Below are 15,195 nucleotides of genomic sequence, written 5' to 3' on the forward strand. Positions count from 1 at the left end.
GCGCTCCCCCATGAATAGTGCGCCATAGAGGCGTTGCAGCCATCGTCAGGGCCGCGCGAGGACGTCAACGAAGGTCAGTGCAAACATCGCGACCAGGAAAACAAGCCCTGAAATCGCGGCGACGCGGATCTGCGGCTTCGCCGAGGCAAGCTCCATGAAGAGCAAGACGACGAGGGTCGATTTTGCCGCAGCGATGACGATCCCGCTTGCGGTCGTCACTCGGCCCATGGGGATATAGGCGGCGACGAGGCTGAGCAGCAGGAGTACGAGGAGCGCGGCCCAGATCAAGAGGTTCCTCGCCCATAAGCGGCGGACACCATCGCTTGAGCGGGCATCCCCACCTGCTTCTTCGCGGTCGCTCATGATGCGCGCCCCGGCAAATAGATCAGCGGGTAGAGGAAGATCCAGACAATATCGACCAGATGCCAGTACAAGGCTGTGACCTCGATCTCGGGATTGTCTTTCGCAGGCAGTTCGCGACGGAGCAGCACCCAGAACAGGCGACTCACGAGCGCAATGCCGATCGACAGGTGGATCGCATGTACGCCCGTGACCAGCCAATAGAATCCGTAAAACAGCTCGGCCCCGCGCTGAGGCAATGCAAACTCGGCTCCCGGCACGAGATGCTTGTCGATGTCTTCCTTGTACTCGAAGCCCTTGATGGCGATGAACGCAAGGCCGAGCATCGCGGTGAGCAAGAGGCACGAAAGCACAAGGCGTCGCAGCCGCGCAGACTGTTCGGACGCCTGCGCAGCGACTGCCATGGTGAGGCTGCTGGTCAACAGAACGGCGGTATTGATCGTACCGTACCAGATATTTGTCTCCCGGCCGGCGGCAGCGAACGCTTCCGGATGTTCGATCCGACAGACCGTGTAGGTGAGCATCAGCGCCCCGAAGAACAGCGTCTCGCTGGCGAGAAATACCCAGATGCCGAATTTGCCTGCCTCGCGCTGCCGGCCGAAATCGAACCAGGGTTCCCTCAGCAGTGCACTCTCCTCGCTCATCGCGTGTCCCTCGCGCTCTGCATTTCCGGAGGATCGGTGCCGGCTGACATACCCTGGGCGTGGTAATCGTAGGGCCCACGATCCACGCGCGGTTGCCGGTCGAAGTTCTTCGGCGGCGGCGGCGAAGTCGCGGTCCATTCGAGGCCGGTGGCGCCCCAGGGGTTCTTCGCTGCCTTCCCGCCGTAGAATAGGGACCAGCCCAGGTAGCCGAGCGGCAGCAGGTATGCGACGGCGAGTACTGCTGCTCCAGCGGAGGACATCACATTGTAGATCTGGAATTCTGCTGGATAGGTATGATACCGCCGCGGCATACCGAGGTAGCCTGCGAAGAATTGCGGCAGGAAGGTCATGTTGAAGCCGGCATACATGAGGATGGCGGCGAATTTCGCCCAGCTCTCGGGGTAGAGTTTGCCTGTAACCTTGGGCCACCAGAAGTGCAGGCCGGCGAAGAAGGCGGAGACCGAACCTCCCACCATGATGTAGTGGAAGTGCGCGACGACGAAGTAGGTATCGGTGACGTGGATGTCCACCGGGATCGAGGCGAGGAATAGGCCGGAGAGCCCGCCGGTCGTAAACAGTCCGACGAAGCCGAGCGCATACAGCATCGGGGATTCGAAGCTGATCTGCCCGCGGTAGAGGGAGGCAGTCCAGTTGAAGACCTTGATGGCCGAAGGCACCGCGATGATGAACGACAGGAAGGAGAACACGAGGCTCGCTAGGGCCGATTGTCCGGACACGAACATGTGGTGTCCCCAGACGAAGAAACCGATGCCGGCAATCGCAAGCATGGCGTAGACCATGAAGTCGTATCCGAAAATCCGCCGCCTCGCGAAGCAAGGAATGATCTCCGAGACGACCCCCATGGCGGGCAGGACCATGATGTAAACGGCGGGGTGTGAGTAGAACCAGAACAAGTGTTGGAATAGGATCGGATCTCCGCCGCGCGCGGGATCGAAGATCGGCAGCCCCAAGACGCGTTCCGCGATCACAAGCAGCAGCGAAATCGCGAGCACCGGCGTTGCCAGCACCATGATCAGCGACGTCGCGTAGATGGCCCAGACGAAAAGGGGCAACCTGAACCACGTCATACCGGGTGCGCGAAGCATATGGGTGGTCGCGATGAAGTTCACGCCCGTGGCGATGCTGGCAAAGCCGACGACGAACACGCCAGCCGCCGCCGCGAACACATGAGTGTTGGAGAACATCGACGAGTAAGGCGTATAAAACGTCCAGCCGGTGTCGACGCCGCCGGCGACGAGCGCGTAAACGGTGAACGCGCCGGCTGCGATGGTCAGATACCAGCTGAACAGATTGAGCCGCGGAAATGCGACGTCGGGTGCCCCGATCATCAGTGGCAGCAGGAAATTGCCGAACGTGTTGGGGATCGATGGCACCAAGAAGAACCAGACCATGATGATCCCGTGGAACGAGAACAGCTTGTTGTAGGTGTCCGATGTCAACAGCCATCCGTTAGGCTCGAACAGTTCGAGCCGCACGGCCGTGATTGCGGCGCCGCCCAGAAAGAAGAAGACCGTGATGGTCACCGCGTAGAGGATCGCAATGCGCTTGTGATCGGTGGTGGCAAGCCAGGACCCTACGGTCGAGCCGTCGCGCAGATAATCCGGGTGGGGCGGCAGCGGCAGCTCTCCGGCAAGCAGGGCGTCAGTCATCTGGCTGCTCCTTGCTGAGTGAGCGGATATAGGCCGTCAGGCTCTGGATTTCGCCGTCGTCGAGCAGCCCCTTGAAACTCGGCATGACCGGTTCATAACCAGCGACGACGTCGCGCTTCGGCTGCAAGATTGAATCCCGGATGTAGGCATCGTCCGCGGAAACGGTGCGCCCATCCGCCAGCTGCACAGCGCGGCCATAGAGTCCCGCCAGCCGCGGCGCGTGGACGTTCGACGAGGCGGCGTGGCAGCCCGAGCATCCTTGCGACACAAACAGTTTCGCTCCTTCATGGGCAAGGTCGTCGCCTTCGGGCTGCTGGACCAGCCATCCGGCATAGTCGTCCTGGCGCATGACCACGATCTTGCCTCGCATCATCGAATGATTGGTGCCGCAATATTCGGCGCACAGAAGCGGGAAGGTGCCGCTCTTGGTCGCCTGAAACCAGATGTCGGTGTCGCGGCCGGGCACAACGTCCTTCTTGATCCGGAAGGCCGGCACGAAGAAGGAATGGATGACGTCCTGCGAACTCATCAGGAGATGGACCGGCTGATCCAGCGGTACATGCAAGGCGTTGATTTCGCGGGCGCCGCTCGGATGCTGCGTCTTCCACATCCATTGTTTCGCGACGACGTGGATTTCCAGTGCGCTCGGCGGAGCGGCCAGGCTGCCAAGGTCGGCGGAGGACGCCCACCAGAACAGGAAGGCGAAAGTCAGCAACGTCGCAACCGTCCAACCAATTTCGAATTCGCGGCTGAGGATCTCAGGCATCGGACCGCGCTTGGCGGACGAGCCGCGGCGATACCGGACGGCAAACAGCAGGATCAGTCCGAACACCAGGACCACAGTCGCGCCGGACAAAAGCAGCAGAAGATAGAAGATGTGATCTACCGTGACGGCGTGCGTGCTTGCTTCGGGCAGCCTGAACGGCGAGTTCATGCTGAAGCTCCGTGACGTCTGCTGCGCACCAGCATCAACCCGATCAGCGCGCCCATGATGGCAACGGTCGAGATCCCGAGAATCTGCAGAATAGCGGCGATTCTGCGGGTATAGATGCCGTGCACCGCATCAAATCCATAGCAAAGCAGCGCGATGCGTCCGGAAAGTCCCCCGATCGAGCCGTTGCCGGCTTCCAGCAGCGCGAGGCGCAGATCGCGCGGTTGCAGGGCCAGACTGGACAGCGTCCGGACGATTCGGCCGTCCGGCGCGACGGTGGCGAAGGCGGCCGGATGTGCGATCGCGTCGCGGCTGCTGTCGCGTTCGGTATGATAGCCGATGGCCCCGAGGAGCGCGGCGACGGCCTCTCGCGATCCGGTCAGGACCGATGTGCCCTCTTCCCCGATCTGTCCCCGCGTGAAACGACGCGCGTCATCGATGGTGTCGCGTGGATCTATGCCGATGACGACGAGTTTGTAGTCCCGTCCCGGAGCAAGGCCAGTCTGCTGCAACGCAGAGCTTGCGATGGTCAACGCGGGCCCGCAAATTTGTTGACAGGTGAAGTCCGCCGGAATCAACAGGGTCGGACGTCCACCGATTGCTTGCCGGATGGACACCTGGTGGCCGCCGAGATCCGTGAACTGCAAGGAGAGCGGGAGGTGCGCATCCGCAGGTGGGTCGAAGCCGACCTGTCCAATCTGCTGCTCCGTCAATCCGGCCTGCGCGAGTGTCGGCCAGAGCGCAAGCGCGAGGATAAAAACGGCCCGCCTCATGGCATTCCTCCGCTCACGTGGGGCGGCAAGGCCGGGCGAACCTGGGGAGCATCATAGGCGTGCTCGCCGCGTCCCGCGACGAGTTGCATCGCCTCATCGATCGGGATGCGCGCAAGATCATGGTCGCGATCGACCCAGGCGTAGCTGGAGAGCTGCGCTCGTTGTGCGGCCTCAAGCCGTGCGAGGTCGACCTCAGGCGATGTCTGCAGCTCCGGCGAAGGGAACCGGCTCTCGACGCGCGGGCTGAATGCGCCTGGCGCCCGATTATTCAGGAATAGCAGCAGTCCGGCTATTGCGGCGCCCACGAAGAGCAGAAAGCAGCCGACAACGGCCAGCACGGCGCGGCTGTGGATATCGGCCGGTTGGGGCAGCGCGCGGTTGCCCATCTCCTCAGTCGGCATTGCACGCCTCCGCGGATGCAATGCCCCGCCCGAAGAGCATGGACGCGGCGGTCAGGATGACGAGCGAGCAAAGACCGGTCGCTGCCACGGCGGATTGCTCCGAGAATGCAGGCACGAGCAACCAGGCAAAGTGCATGCTGGTCCCGAGCAGCAGCAGAAGACCGACCGCGCGCAACCCGGCGCGGCTGCCGCGCACGCCGGCGAACAGCAGCATCGCGAACGGCAGGATTGCACCAAGCGCAAAGGTCGCAACCAGCGCCGCAGTCCATGCCGCCGTGCTGCGCTCAATGAACCACCCGGCCTTGTGAGGCAGATCGCCGTACCAGGCGACGACGAACGTCATGTATTCGAGGTAGACGACGCCCAGCAGCGTTGCCATCAAGAGCTTGCCGATATCGCTCCGCCCTTCGCCTGCGATGTGAGAGGTCCCCCAAACGGCCACGACGGCCAACGCGGCGAGCAGCTGTTGTATCGCGATCATGGAAGCGAAGGCGGTGGAGACGTAATGAGGTTCGACGGACAGGAACCAATCGACCGCAACCATGCTGATTGTGAAGCCGTAGAACGCGAGGCCTAAAGCGGCCGGCAGTCGCCCGCCGGCCCGGACGGCAAAGGTCAGCCCGAGCACGCACCATCCGATCAGCGCAATCAGGGCTCGCAAGATGAACGACGACTGGCCTAGATACCAGAAGGTGACATCCGGCTTGATCCGGCTCGGAGTTGCAGCCCAGGGATAGATGTCGGTCAGTCCGGCGAGAACGGGGACGAAGGCGATGGCCACGAGAGGCATCATGGCCGCGAGCGTCCGCAGCACCGGTGCGGCGACTACTCCCCATCGACCGCCGGTCAGGCGGTGAATGAGCAGCAATGCCATGCTGCCGATCGGGGCACAGCTCCATATCGCGAATGCGACGAGCCAGCCCCGCAGTAGACTTGGATGAGTCCCGAGACGTGCCGCCGCGAGCACCAGCGCAGCCATGAGGGCCAGCAACGCGACGCCCGCCGCCGCCAGCGGGGTGCCGAGCGCGTTCAGCGTCTGGTTGCGGAGCGCGGCGATCATGGCAGCTTGCTCCTCAGCTGCGGCGCGGCGGCCATGTCGGTTTGCTGAGATTGCTGGAGCGCCCGGATATAGGCGATGATGGCCCAGCGGTCGCGCGGCTCGATCCGGGCGGCATAGGAATACATGGTACCGTAGCCATTGGTGATGACGTCGAAGATGTGCCGGGCATCGGCTGCGCGAAGCCGGGCGGAATGATAGGAGGGCGGGGCGGGAAACCCGCGCTGCACGATCATGCCGTCGCCGTGTCCGGAGAGCCCATGACAGGGGGAGCAGTAGATGTCGTAACGCTCCCGCCCGCGCGATAGCAGGGCCATGTCGACGGCAGGCGGCGTCGTGATCTGCCGTGCGCGCGCAAGGTCGCCCTGCGCAACGGTACCTTTCGGCAGGGATTGGGCCTCGGTGCCATCCCTGAACAGAGGCGCCTTCGAGAACGTACCGTAACGATTCTGCTGAGACATGGAATGATCGCCGCAGCCTCCGAGCGCTGCCAACAGCATCGTCAAACATGCCAGCCGACGCATCGTCATGGCGAGCGCAGCTCCGTGACTGCAACCGCGCCTGCTCCAGTGAGGACCGCCCTCAAATCGTTTGGGCTGATTCCGGAAGCCGTCAACAGGAAGTAGCGGTCTTGCGTTGCGCGTTCGAAGCCCGGGATCTCGAACAGGGCATCGTGGAGTCTCGGCAGACGGCACGACCAAAGGAAGGCGAGCACTCCCGCAAGAGCGGCAGCGAAAATGCCGACCTCGAAAGGGACCAACAGGAACACTTGCCAAGAGTTCAGGGGGCGGCCGCCGCTGTTGATCGGATAGTCAATCACCGCGCTGTACCATTGCAGACCGTACGCGAATGCCGCGGACGCGAGCCCGCCGACCAGCATCGCGAGGCGGATCCGCGGGCGCTCCTGCCCAAGCCGTTCGTCCAGCCCTTCAATCGGATAGGGTGTGAATGCATCCAGCGCAGCATGGCCCGTGCTCCTCACGCGCACCAGTGCCGACCGAAGGGTTTCGCCGTCGACGAATTCCGCCAAGAGTTTCACTGTCATGCAGCTGCCTCCTCGTGAGCGAGTTTGCGCATGTCGAACATCGACACGCTCGGTACCAGCCTCATGAAGACCAGGAACAGAAAGGCGAAGAGGCCGAGCGGCGTGATCAGGAAGCTCCAGTCCCAGAAAGTGAAGTGGAAGGCGCGCCAGAGGGACGGCATGTACCCGCGTGACAGCGTGTTCCAGACGATCAGAATTCGCTCGAGCCACATTCCGATGTTGATCGCGATCGCGATCGGTATCAGCATGAGCAGCGACCGTCGCGCGAATGGCCACCAGAGCAGCTGCGGGATGAGACAGTTGCAGGCCAGCAAGGCCCAATACAGCGGTGCGTAAGTCCCGGTAAATTCGAAGCGCACGACCTCGCGTTCGGCGTGTTCGCCGCCGTACCAGCCCATGAACCACTCGGTCGCATAGGAATAGAACATGACGATGGAGGCCATCAGCAGGATGCGGGCCATCACGTCGAAATGGCGCGAGGTGATGATGGCTTGAAGGCTGAGGCCCCATCGAATCGTGGCCGCGAGCACGACGACCATGGCAAAGCCCGAATACATCGCGCCGACCACGAAGTACGGCGGGAAGATGCTCTCCTGCCAGCCGGGCATCAGGCTGGCCGCGAAATCGAGTCCGACGATCGAGTGGACCGAGCAGACCAGCGGGACGCCCAAGGCAGCCATCGTCGTATGAAGGATCTTGAGGCGCGTCCATTCGCGCGCCGAGCCGCGCCAACCCAATGCGAAAGCGCCGTAGAGCAGCTGGCCCGCGCGGTGCGGTGTGCGGTCGCGCATGGTGGCGAGATCGGGGATCAGGCTGACATACCAGAATAGGATCGAGAAAAGCAGGTAGCTGACGATGGCCCAGAAGTCCCACACCAGGGCACTCCGCCATTGCGGCCAGAGCGCCATGGTGTTCGGATATGGGGCAAGCCAATAGGCATAGAGCGGCCTGCCGAGATGGATGATCGGCATCAGCCCGGCGATCGCAACGGCGAACAGCGTCATGGCTTCCGCGAAGCGGTTGATCGAGGCGCGCCATCGCTGTCGCGTGAGCAGCAACATTGCCGAAATGAGCGTGCCGGCGTTGCCGATGCCGATCCACCATACGTAGTTGGCGATCGCAACACCCCAGACGATCGTGGAATTGACGCCCCATATTCCGATGCCCCGATAGAACAGCCACACGACTGCTATGAACAGCCAAAGCACGAAAGGGAGGGTCACGAGGAGTGCGAGCCACCAGCGCTTGCCGAAACCGGTGAAGAGCGGATCAGCAACCGCTTGCGTGATGGCGAGGTCATCGGCACGTTCGGATGAGATCCAACGGTGCGCCGGAGGGGCCTTGGCCGCGAGAACCTCGCTCATGTCCGCTCCTCCGCGTCCGATTGGGCCGGATTGCGGACGTCGGCCAGATAGGTGGTGCGCGGGCGCGTGCCCAAATGGCCAAGCAGAGTGTAGTGGCGCGGATCAGTCTTCCGGCGGCTGATTTCTGCGTCGGGCTGGTTGAGGTCTCCAAAGCTGATGGCGCGGGTGGGACAGGCGTTCTGACAAGCGGTCCGTACTTCGTCGGGACCGAGCGCCCGGCTCTCGCGTTCCGCGGCTCGTCTCGCTCCGCTGATCCTTTGAACACAGTAGGTGCATTTCTCCATCACGCCGCGGGCGCGAACGGTGACCTCCGGGTTCTTCTGCCCGCGGTAGGACTCCGCGCCGAGATTGCCGTATTCCTCGCCGCTCGCGTAGCCGAAGAAGTTGAAGCGCCGCACTTTGTAGGGGCAGTTCGCCTCGCAGAAGCGGGTGCCGATACAGCGATTGTAAACCTGCGCATTCAGGCCTTCGCTATCGTGGACGGATGCTGCGACCGGGCAGACGGGCTCGCAAGGTGCATGCTCGCATTGCATGCAGGGCACCGGTTGAAAGCCGAGTTGCGGGCCGTTCGCTGAGCCGTGATCGTAGACGTCGACGCGCATCCAATGCATATCCCGCCCCATGGCGACCTGCTCCGGTCCCACGACCGGAACGTTGTTCTCGGCCTGACAAGAGACGACACAGGCGTTGCAGCCGATACAAACGGACGTATCGATCACCATCGCCCAAGCATGGCCATCGCCCGACCTCGGCTTTTCGGGCATCAAACTCGGCGGATCGAAGGGCGTTATCGAGGGCGGCACGTGCCCACGCTGATACGACGGATAAAGCTCGCGCACGTCATCTGGCGTCCGCACGATGTTCTGGGTCGTGAGAATGGGCTCTTCGCGTCCCGTCCGCCTGATCGAGACTTGCGCCAAGCGCCAGGGCTTGTCATAGGTTCGGAGAATGTAGGCATTGGCCCCGATGCCGCTGCCTATGGCGCCGGCGTTTTGCCGGCCTCCGCCCAGGTTAAGCGCGCAGATCCCCACGGCTGATCCCGGTTCGAGCAGCACCGGGACCTCTATCGAGCGATCATGCGCGCTGATCTTGACAACGTCGCCCGGCTTGAGCCCGAGGTGGCTCGCATCGTCGGGATGCAGCGCGAGCGCATTACCCCAGACTTGCTTGCTGAGCGGCTTTGGACATTCCTGCAGCCAGGCGTTGTTGGCGAATGAGCCGTCCCACACACAGGGATCAGGACGTAGAACCAGGCTGAGATCGTCCTCGCGCTTGTCCTCGGCTTCGACGGCTATGGACGGGGGGAGCATTGCGACAGCCTCGACAGCCTCTGAGCCGGTCCCTGCAATGATGCCGTCGTGCAGCGCCCGCTGCCACCATGCCTCGAAGTCTCCATGGGCTTCGCTTCGCCAGGTCTGCCGCACCAGCTCGTAAGGCTTTGCGTCGTGTTTCCCGGTGATCCAGGCGAGAAGCTCATGCGCGCCGAAGCTCCCGTAGAGAGGCTTGATCAAGGGTTGGACGAGGCTCGCGGTCCCGTCGCTGGCACGCAAATCAGACCACGCCTCGATTTGATGACTTTGCGGCACATGCCAATTGGCGTTGACCGCCGTCTCGTCGACATACTCGCCCATATGCAGGCGGAACGGCGCCTTCTGCGCTTTCGCCTCGAATTGCAAGTCAGCCGGCGCGTCGTAGAGGGGATTGGCGCCAACAATGAACAGCTGGCGCACGCTCCCGGCCTCGAGATCGCCCGCGAGCTGGTCGAGCGTTCCGGCCTGCCGTCCAGACGGGGTGCGATCGATCTGATTAATCAGCCGAACTGGTGCATTCAGCTGAGCGTTGATCCAGTGAACCAATCCGTGAACTTCTTTCGACATCGATGGACCCGCGAGGACGAGCGCTTCGCCCTTGCTTGCGTTCAGGTCTGTCGAAATCTTTCGAAGCAGCAGGCGTTCGCGCTCAGGCAGCTCGGTCACGCCGGTAGCTGCCCCGAGTTCCCGCGCGAGACTTTCCGCTAGCCGTTCGATCGCCTCGGGACGGAGAGCAAGACGCTCGTCCGCCTTTGCCCCCGTCAACGTGAGGGTACTTTCGAGGCAATAGAGACGCGAGAAAGCGCCGGCGTCGCTGCGCCGTTGTGCGAAGCCGCGGCCGATTCGCATCTGGTCGGGCCCATGTCCAAGCGGATCGGCATCGAGGGTGACGATCACGCGTGCCCTTGCGAAATCGGGAACGCTGCAAAGGGGTTGACCATAAGCAAGTTGCGCACCTTGGCGAGCATTCTCGTCGTCGGTCGGGTCGTACGCGTGCCACGACGCTGCCGGGAACGACTGAAGAAGCATGTCGATTTGGCGTAGAAGGGTAGGTGACGTCGTACGGCTGGTCAAAAGGCGCAGACCATTGCCCTGATTGCCGCGGGCCTCGGAGAGCTCGGTCGTCAGTGCCCCAAGAAGAGCTTCGCGGGACGCTATGGCTCCGTTGTGCAGGATGGTGCGCGAGCGGTCCGGATCATAGAGCGAGAGAACGGCGGCTTCGGCGAAAACATCGGTGGCGCCCAGGCTGCCTGGATGACGCGGGTTGCCCTCTACCTTGATCGGTCGGCCGTCGATCGAGGTCACGATTACGCCGCGTCCGATCCCTGCGAGGCCGAGGGTCGTCGCGAATTTCAGGGGTTCGCCAGGAACGATCCGCTCCGGCATTCTGACATAGGGCAGGATCTGCTCGTCAGGTTTGCTGCAGGCCGCGAGGCTGCTCGCCATGCCGCTCGCGAGCAGGCCGAGCGCCTGGCGGCGGTTGAGCTTGCTTCGCCGCGCTGGATCTGGCCGTGTCGGCAATTCCTTCAGCGGTGACATATGGTGCAGTCCGTCAAGTGATCCGTTTTGATGTGGTAACCCGCAGCAAGCTTTGCCCCGATCTCGGCCCGATCCTTTGGCGGTCGCCATTTCGGATCGAAAACTGCCTCGCGGGGGCGCAGGTAGGGTGCGGGATTGCGATGGCAATCGAGGCACCATTGCATCGTCAGGGGAGCCGCTTGCCGCATCAGCCGCATCTGTCCGACGTCACCGTGACAGGTGGTGCAGCCGACCCCTTTTGCGACGTGGACTGAATGATCGAAATAAACGTAGTCCGGAAGCCGGTGGACGCGCGTCCATGCCATCGGTTTGCTTCTGGCAAGGCTCTCCCGGACCGGCGCCAGCATCTGCGCATTGGTCCAGATCTGCGAATGGCAGGTCATGCAGGTCTCGGTCGGGGGCATGCCGGCAAAGCGCGCCTTCTCCACGGAGGTGTGGCAATAGCGGCAATCGAGACCGAGACCCGAAACATGATGTTCGTGACTGAACGGCACGGGTTGATTCCGGGTGATATTCTGGTTGGTGACGTAAGGGGACCGCATCACCTCGTAAGACAGTCCAACCGCAAGCACCGGAACTGCTCCAATCGCCGCTATCGCCAAGGTCGCAATCGTGTTCGCGCCGGGACGAAAGAGCTGCATCACCGGCCCCCAGCCGCCCGGCCTTCAAGCCCGAATTCGGACAGGCACTGATTTCGCGGCCGGCGTTTTCGAATGGATGTCGTGGTGCGACAGCGCAATCAGCGGGTTCATTTCCGGATAGTAAGCGCCGACGCAGCCATCCGGCAGTTTGAACGGGGTCACCTTGAGAGGACCGACCTCGCGCGCGATGCCGTCCTCAGCGTCGCTGACGAGGGAGACCATTTGGCCTTCCTGAAGTCCGGCGCGGGCGATCTCGTCCGGATTCATCAGCAATACGTCCCTTGTACCCTCGATGCCTCGCATCCGATCGCTGTAGCCGTAGATCGTGGTGTTGAACTGATCGTTGCTCCGCATGGTCAGGAGCCGGAAGCGACCGGGCGCATCCGGGAAGCCGGTGGAGGTGAGGGTCTCGGGCGCAGTAAACTCGGCCTTGCCGCTTTGCGTCTTCCAGATACGTTCGCGGGCCGAGTTGCCGCGATAAAATCCGCCTGGGGTGAACATGCGCGCGTTGAACTCGTGGAATTCGTCCGGATAGGTCTCGGCGATCTCGTCGCGGATGAGATCGTAATTGCCGACCCAGTCATCCCATTTCAGCTTGGGATTCGGGTGCAAGGTTGCCTCGGCAAGACCCGCGACGATCGCCACCTCGGATTTCAGCTGTTCGCTGGCCGGCTTGCGCAGCCCGATCGAACCCTGGATGCAACTGAAAGTGTCCTCCATGGTGACGGCTTGCTGCCCGCTTGCCTGGATGTCTTCTTCGGTCCGGCCGAGGCATGGCAGCAGGTAGGCGGCCTTGCCATGGATGAGGTGGCTGCGGTTGAGCTTGGTGGCAATCTGAACCGTCAGCTCCAGGCCCCGCCAGGCCTCTTCCATCTTCGACCGTTCGGGAATGGCCCGCACGAAATTCCCGCCAAGCCCGACGAAAGCCTTGACCTTGCCGTCGAGTACGCCTTCGCATGTTTCGACGGTGTTCATGCCCTTCTCGCGCGGCGGCTCGAACCCGAACTGCTTGGCGTATTTGTCGAGCGGAACCAGTTCGGGCTTTTCCGAGATGCCGACGGTACGCTGACCCTGCACGTTCGAATGCCCGCGCACCGGCGAGATCCCGGTGCCGTCTCGACCGATGTTTCCTTTCAGGAGCAGCATGTTGACGAGCATGGCGACGTTCTGGAAGCCGTGCACGTGTTGGGTCAGCCCCATGCCATAGATGCCGACTACGCGGTCTGCCTCGACGTAAACCTGCGCAGCACCTTCGATGACCGATCGGCTGAGACCGGACGCGGCTTCAATGTCGTTCCAGGACGTCGCCCGAACCTCGGCTTCGAACTCTTCGAAGCCGTGCGTGTGCTGCTCGATGAAGAGAGCATCGATGACACGTTTGCCTTGCTGCTTGGCCGCATCGTCCGCGGCGAAGACATGCTTGCAGATCCCGACGATGACGGCGATGTCGCCGCCAACCTTCACCTGGTGGTACTGGCTGCTGATCTGCGTCGTCTTTCCTGTCAGCATCTCCGCAGGGTTCTGGGGATTGATGAAGACTTCCAGGCCCTTTTCGCGCACGGGATTGAAGGTGATGATCTGAACGCCTCGCTTGGCGGCGTCCTGGAGCGGATGCAGGAAGCGTGGGCTGTTCGATCCCGTGTTCTGGCCGAAAAAGAACATCGCATCACAGTTGCTGAGGTCGTCGAAGACCACAGTCCCAACGCCGGCACCAATCAGTTTTTTGAGCGCCACGGACGTCGTTTCGTGGCACATGTTCGAACTGTCAGGCAGGTTGTTGTTGCCATAAACCCGCGCGAACAGCGCATAAAGGTAGGAAGTCTCAAGGCTGGCCCGGCCGGACGAATAGAAAACGACTGACTTCGGATCGAGCGCCTTCAATTGCGAGCCGATGGCCCGAAATGCTTCATCCCAGGAGCACGCCACGTACTTGTCGGTTGCACTGTCATAGCGCAGCGGATGCGTCAGGCGTCCTTGCTGCTCGAGGTCGTAATCAGTCCAGGAGAGCAGCTCGGTCAGCGTGTGTTCGCCGAAGAATTCCGGCGTACAACGGAGCGAGGTCAACTCCCAAAGCGTCGCCTTGGCCCCGTTCTCGCAGAATTCGAACGTGTGGTAATTCGCCGGCTTGGCCCATGAGCAGGAAACGCACATGAATCCTTTCGGCTTGTTTTGCCGGCGAAGGGTATTCAGTGCCGCCGGCGAGTCCCACTCTTTGCCGAAGATCCTCGCAATCCCTTCGAGCGAGCCCCACCCGCCAGCTGGACCATCGTATTCAACCGTATCGGAAGCGTCGTCGCCAGCTTTGTTCGATTGCACCATGATCTTGTTTCTCTTCGGGAACCAGTCGGGCTGTGTCTCGCCAACGCACGTTGGCAACGGCGGTTCCTGGACGGGAGTTCCTGCAGCGTCGGGGGCGGACCGGACGTGGCGGGGAAAAGCGCAACAGGACCAGAGACTTCATTTGAGCAGCACGGTGCGTTGGGTGCTCGAAGCCGATTGTCTGCCCGCTGCCGTACAAGGAATCTCGCACTCGCCTGACGTTGATTCGAGGAGGCTGTGCCATGGAGTGACGGAACGCGTGTGCCCGGCAGCGGTTGCCAGACCTTAGATCGCGGAGCCTGCCATGGATGATCGCTGCACCCTCGACAAACCAGAACTGGTCTGGCGAGGGCGCGATCCGATAGCATCTTCGCGAAGGGTCGCGGAGGAGCGGCCCATAGCCATCACGTATAACGGCTCGACCTATGCGGTGATGATGGCCTCGCCCGCCGATCTGGTGGATTTCGGCTTCGGATTCAGCCTCAGCGAAGGTATTGTGGCGGACAGCGATGCTATCCTTAGCGTCGATGTCATCGAGCTCGAGCTCGGCTGCGAAGTCCGGATCTGGCTCGACGACTCATACGCCCATCTTTTGGCCAAAAGGCGGAGGGCGATGGTCGGGCCGGTGGGCTGCGGTCTGTGCGGAATCGAAAGTCTGGAGCAAGCCTGCCCACCGCCGGTGCATGTCGTCGGCCAGGGCGGGTTTCGTCCCTCGGACATTTTGGAAGCGATGCGCTCGCTGCGACCGCTCCAGCATCACAATCAGGCGACGGGCGCGATGCATGCTGCCGCGTTCTGGGATGGCGACGACATCCGATTGGTCAGGGAAGACGTCGGTCGCCACAACGCGCTGGACAAACTCGCCGGCGCGGTGGCCAGAGCCGGTCTGGAGAGGTCACGGGGGGCCCTCCTCATCACCAGCCGGGTCTCCGTCGAACTCGTGCAAAAGGCCGCACGGATGGGAGTGCCACTCCTCGTCGCCGTCTCGGCACCGACCTCACTGGCAATCGAGACCGCCGAACGGGCCGGCGTAACGCTCGTCGCAGTCGCGCGTGACGATGGTTACGAGATATTCAGTCACCCCGGCCGACTGATCTTTGAAAGAGAACAATCTTCCTGCCGCAGCGGCCGTCCCTGAATC

14 protein-coding genes are annotated in these 15,195 nt (G+C 62.4%); 1 reads left to right on the top strand and 13 read right to left on the bottom strand.

The window, feature by feature from the left end; genetic code table 11:
• Positions 1-45: 45 nt before the first annotated feature.
• Genes XH87_RS01615 through XH87_RS01675 form a run of 13 tightly spaced genes read right to left on the bottom strand, consistent with a single transcriptional unit; the run spans position 46 to position 14,054 of the window.
• Positions 46-363: a cytochrome C oxidase subunit IV family protein gene (locus XH87_RS01615; protein ID WP_158668223.1), complete on the bottom strand. Its 318-nt coding sequence runs from the start codon at positions 361-363 to the stop codon at positions 46-48.
• A complete protein-coding gene (locus XH87_RS01620) occupies positions 360-1,004 on the bottom strand; it encodes a cytochrome c oxidase subunit 3 (RefSeq protein ID WP_271585914.1) in 645 nt (214 codons plus the stop codon). Before XH87_RS01620 ends, XH87_RS01615 begins: the two co-directional genes overlap by 4 nt.
• On the bottom strand, positions 1,001-2,674 hold the full coding sequence (locus XH87_RS01625; RefSeq protein WP_271585915.1) for a cytochrome c oxidase subunit I: 1,674 nt from the start codon (positions 2,672-2,674) through the stop codon (positions 1,001-1,003). The genes XH87_RS01620 and XH87_RS01625 overlap by 4 nt, the downstream gene beginning before the upstream one ends.
• The gene (gene coxB, locus XH87_RS01630; RefSeq protein WP_271585916.1) at positions 2,667-3,608 is read right to left on the bottom strand and encodes a cytochrome c oxidase subunit II; all 942 of its coding nucleotides are present in this window, start codon (positions 3,606-3,608) and stop codon (positions 2,667-2,669) included. The genes XH87_RS01625 and coxB overlap by 8 nt, the downstream gene beginning before the upstream one ends.
• Positions 3,605-4,378 (bottom strand): SCO family protein, encoded by a 774-nt coding sequence (locus XH87_RS01635; RefSeq protein ID WP_271585917.1) that lies wholly within the window; start codon positions 4,376-4,378, stop codon positions 3,605-3,607. Before XH87_RS01635 ends, coxB begins: the two co-directional genes overlap by 4 nt.
• Positions 4,375-4,779 (bottom strand): hypothetical protein, encoded by a 405-nt coding sequence (locus tag XH87_RS01640; protein WP_271585918.1) that lies wholly within the window; start codon positions 4,777-4,779, stop codon positions 4,375-4,377. The genes XH87_RS01635 and XH87_RS01640 overlap by 4 nt, the downstream gene beginning before the upstream one ends.
• Positions 4,769-5,839 (bottom strand): hypothetical protein, encoded by a 1,071-nt coding sequence (locus XH87_RS01645; RefSeq protein ID WP_271585919.1) that lies wholly within the window; start codon positions 5,837-5,839, stop codon positions 4,769-4,771. Before XH87_RS01645 ends, XH87_RS01640 begins: the two co-directional genes overlap by 11 nt.
• A complete protein-coding gene (locus XH87_RS01650; RefSeq protein ID WP_035711827.1) occupies positions 5,836-6,360 on the bottom strand; it encodes a c-type cytochrome in 525 nt (174 codons plus the stop codon). The genes XH87_RS01645 and XH87_RS01650 overlap by 4 nt, the downstream gene beginning before the upstream one ends.
• Positions 6,361-6,362: 2 nt before the next feature.
• Positions 6,363-6,881, bottom strand: coding sequence for a DUF3341 domain-containing protein (locus XH87_RS01655; RefSeq protein ID WP_271585920.1), 519 nt, complete (start codon positions 6,879-6,881; stop codon positions 6,363-6,365).
• Positions 6,878-8,245, bottom strand: a complete 1,368-nt coding sequence (gene nrfD / locus XH87_RS01660; protein WP_271585921.1) for an NrfD/PsrC family molybdoenzyme membrane anchor subunit — start codon at positions 8,243-8,245, stop codon at positions 6,878-6,880. Before nrfD ends, XH87_RS01655 begins: the two co-directional genes overlap by 4 nt.
• Positions 8,242-11,094, bottom strand: coding sequence for a 4Fe-4S dicluster domain-containing protein (locus XH87_RS01665; RefSeq protein ID WP_271585922.1), 2,853 nt, complete (start codon positions 11,092-11,094; stop codon positions 8,242-8,244). The genes nrfD and XH87_RS01665 overlap by 4 nt, the downstream gene beginning before the upstream one ends.
• The gene (locus XH87_RS01670; protein ID WP_271585923.1) at positions 11,082-11,738 is read right to left on the bottom strand and encodes a cytochrome c3 family protein; all 657 of its coding nucleotides are present in this window, start codon (positions 11,736-11,738) and stop codon (positions 11,082-11,084) included. The genes XH87_RS01665 and XH87_RS01670 overlap by 13 nt, the downstream gene beginning before the upstream one ends.
• Positions 11,739-11,759: 21 nt before the next feature.
• Entirely contained in the window at positions 11,760-14,054 is a 2,295-nt protein-coding gene (locus XH87_RS01675; RefSeq protein ID WP_271585924.1) for an FdhF/YdeP family oxidoreductase, read from the bottom strand.
• A 304-nt stretch (positions 14,055-14,358) separates the two neighbouring features.
• Here XH87_RS01675 and fdhD point away from each other — a divergent pair, with 304 nt between their 5' ends.
• Entirely contained in the window at positions 14,359-15,192 is an 834-nt protein-coding gene (gene fdhD / locus XH87_RS01680) for a formate dehydrogenase accessory sulfurtransferase FdhD (RefSeq protein WP_271585925.1), read from the top strand.
• Positions 15,193-15,195: the final 3 nt, after the last annotated feature.

This window comes from Bradyrhizobium sp. CCBAU 53415 (assembly GCF_028128735.1).
Lineage (GTDB): Bacteria > Pseudomonadota > Alphaproteobacteria > Rhizobiales > Xanthobacteraceae > Bradyrhizobium.

Bases quoted from the DNA above. Each gene is read 5' to 3' on its own strand.
- nrfD (WP_271585921.1), bottom strand. From the start codon at position 8,245: ATGAGCGAGGTTCTCGCGGCCAAGGCCCCTCCGGCGCACCGTTGGATC.
- XH87_RS01625 (WP_271585915.1), bottom strand. From the start codon at position 2,674: ATGACTGACGCCCTGCTTGCCGGAGAGCTGCCGCTGCCGCCCCACCCG.
- XH87_RS01650 (WP_035711827.1), bottom strand. From the start codon at position 6,360: ATGCGTCGGCTGGCATGTTTGACGATGCTGTTGGCAGCGCTCGGAGGC.
- XH87_RS01620 (WP_271585914.1), bottom strand. From the start codon at position 1,004: ATGAGCGAGGAGAGTGCACTGCTGAGGGAACCCTGGTTCGATTTCGGC.
- XH87_RS01615 (WP_158668223.1), bottom strand. From the start codon at position 363: ATGAGCGACCGCGAAGAAGCAGGTGGGGATGCCCGCTCAAGCGATGGT.
- XH87_RS01635 (WP_271585917.1), bottom strand. From the start codon at position 4,378: ATGAGGCGGGCCGTTTTTATCCTCGCGCTTGCGCTCTGGCCGACACTC.
- XH87_RS01640 (WP_271585918.1), bottom strand. From the start codon at position 4,779: ATGCCGACTGAGGAGATGGGCAACCGCGCGCTGCCCCAACCGGCCGAT.
- coxB (WP_271585916.1), bottom strand. From the start codon at position 3,608: ATGAACTCGCCGTTCAGGCTGCCCGAAGCAAGCACGCACGCCGTCACG.
- XH87_RS01655 (WP_271585920.1), bottom strand. From the start codon at position 6,881: ATGACAGTGAAACTCTTGGCGGAATTCGTCGACGGCGAAACCCTTCGG.
- fdhD (WP_271585925.1), top strand. From the start codon at position 14,359: ATGGATGATCGCTGCACCCTCGACAAACCAGAACTGGTCTGGCGAGGG.
- XH87_RS01665 (WP_271585922.1), bottom strand. From the start codon at position 11,094: ATGTCACCGCTGAAGGAATTGCCGACACGGCCAGATCCAGCGCGGCGA.
- XH87_RS01675 (WP_271585924.1), bottom strand. From the start codon at position 14,054: ATGGTGCAATCGAACAAAGCTGGCGACGACGCTTCCGATACGGTTGAA.
- XH87_RS01645 (WP_271585919.1), bottom strand. From the start codon at position 5,839: ATGATCGCCGCGCTCCGCAACCAGACGCTGAACGCGCTCGGCACCCCG.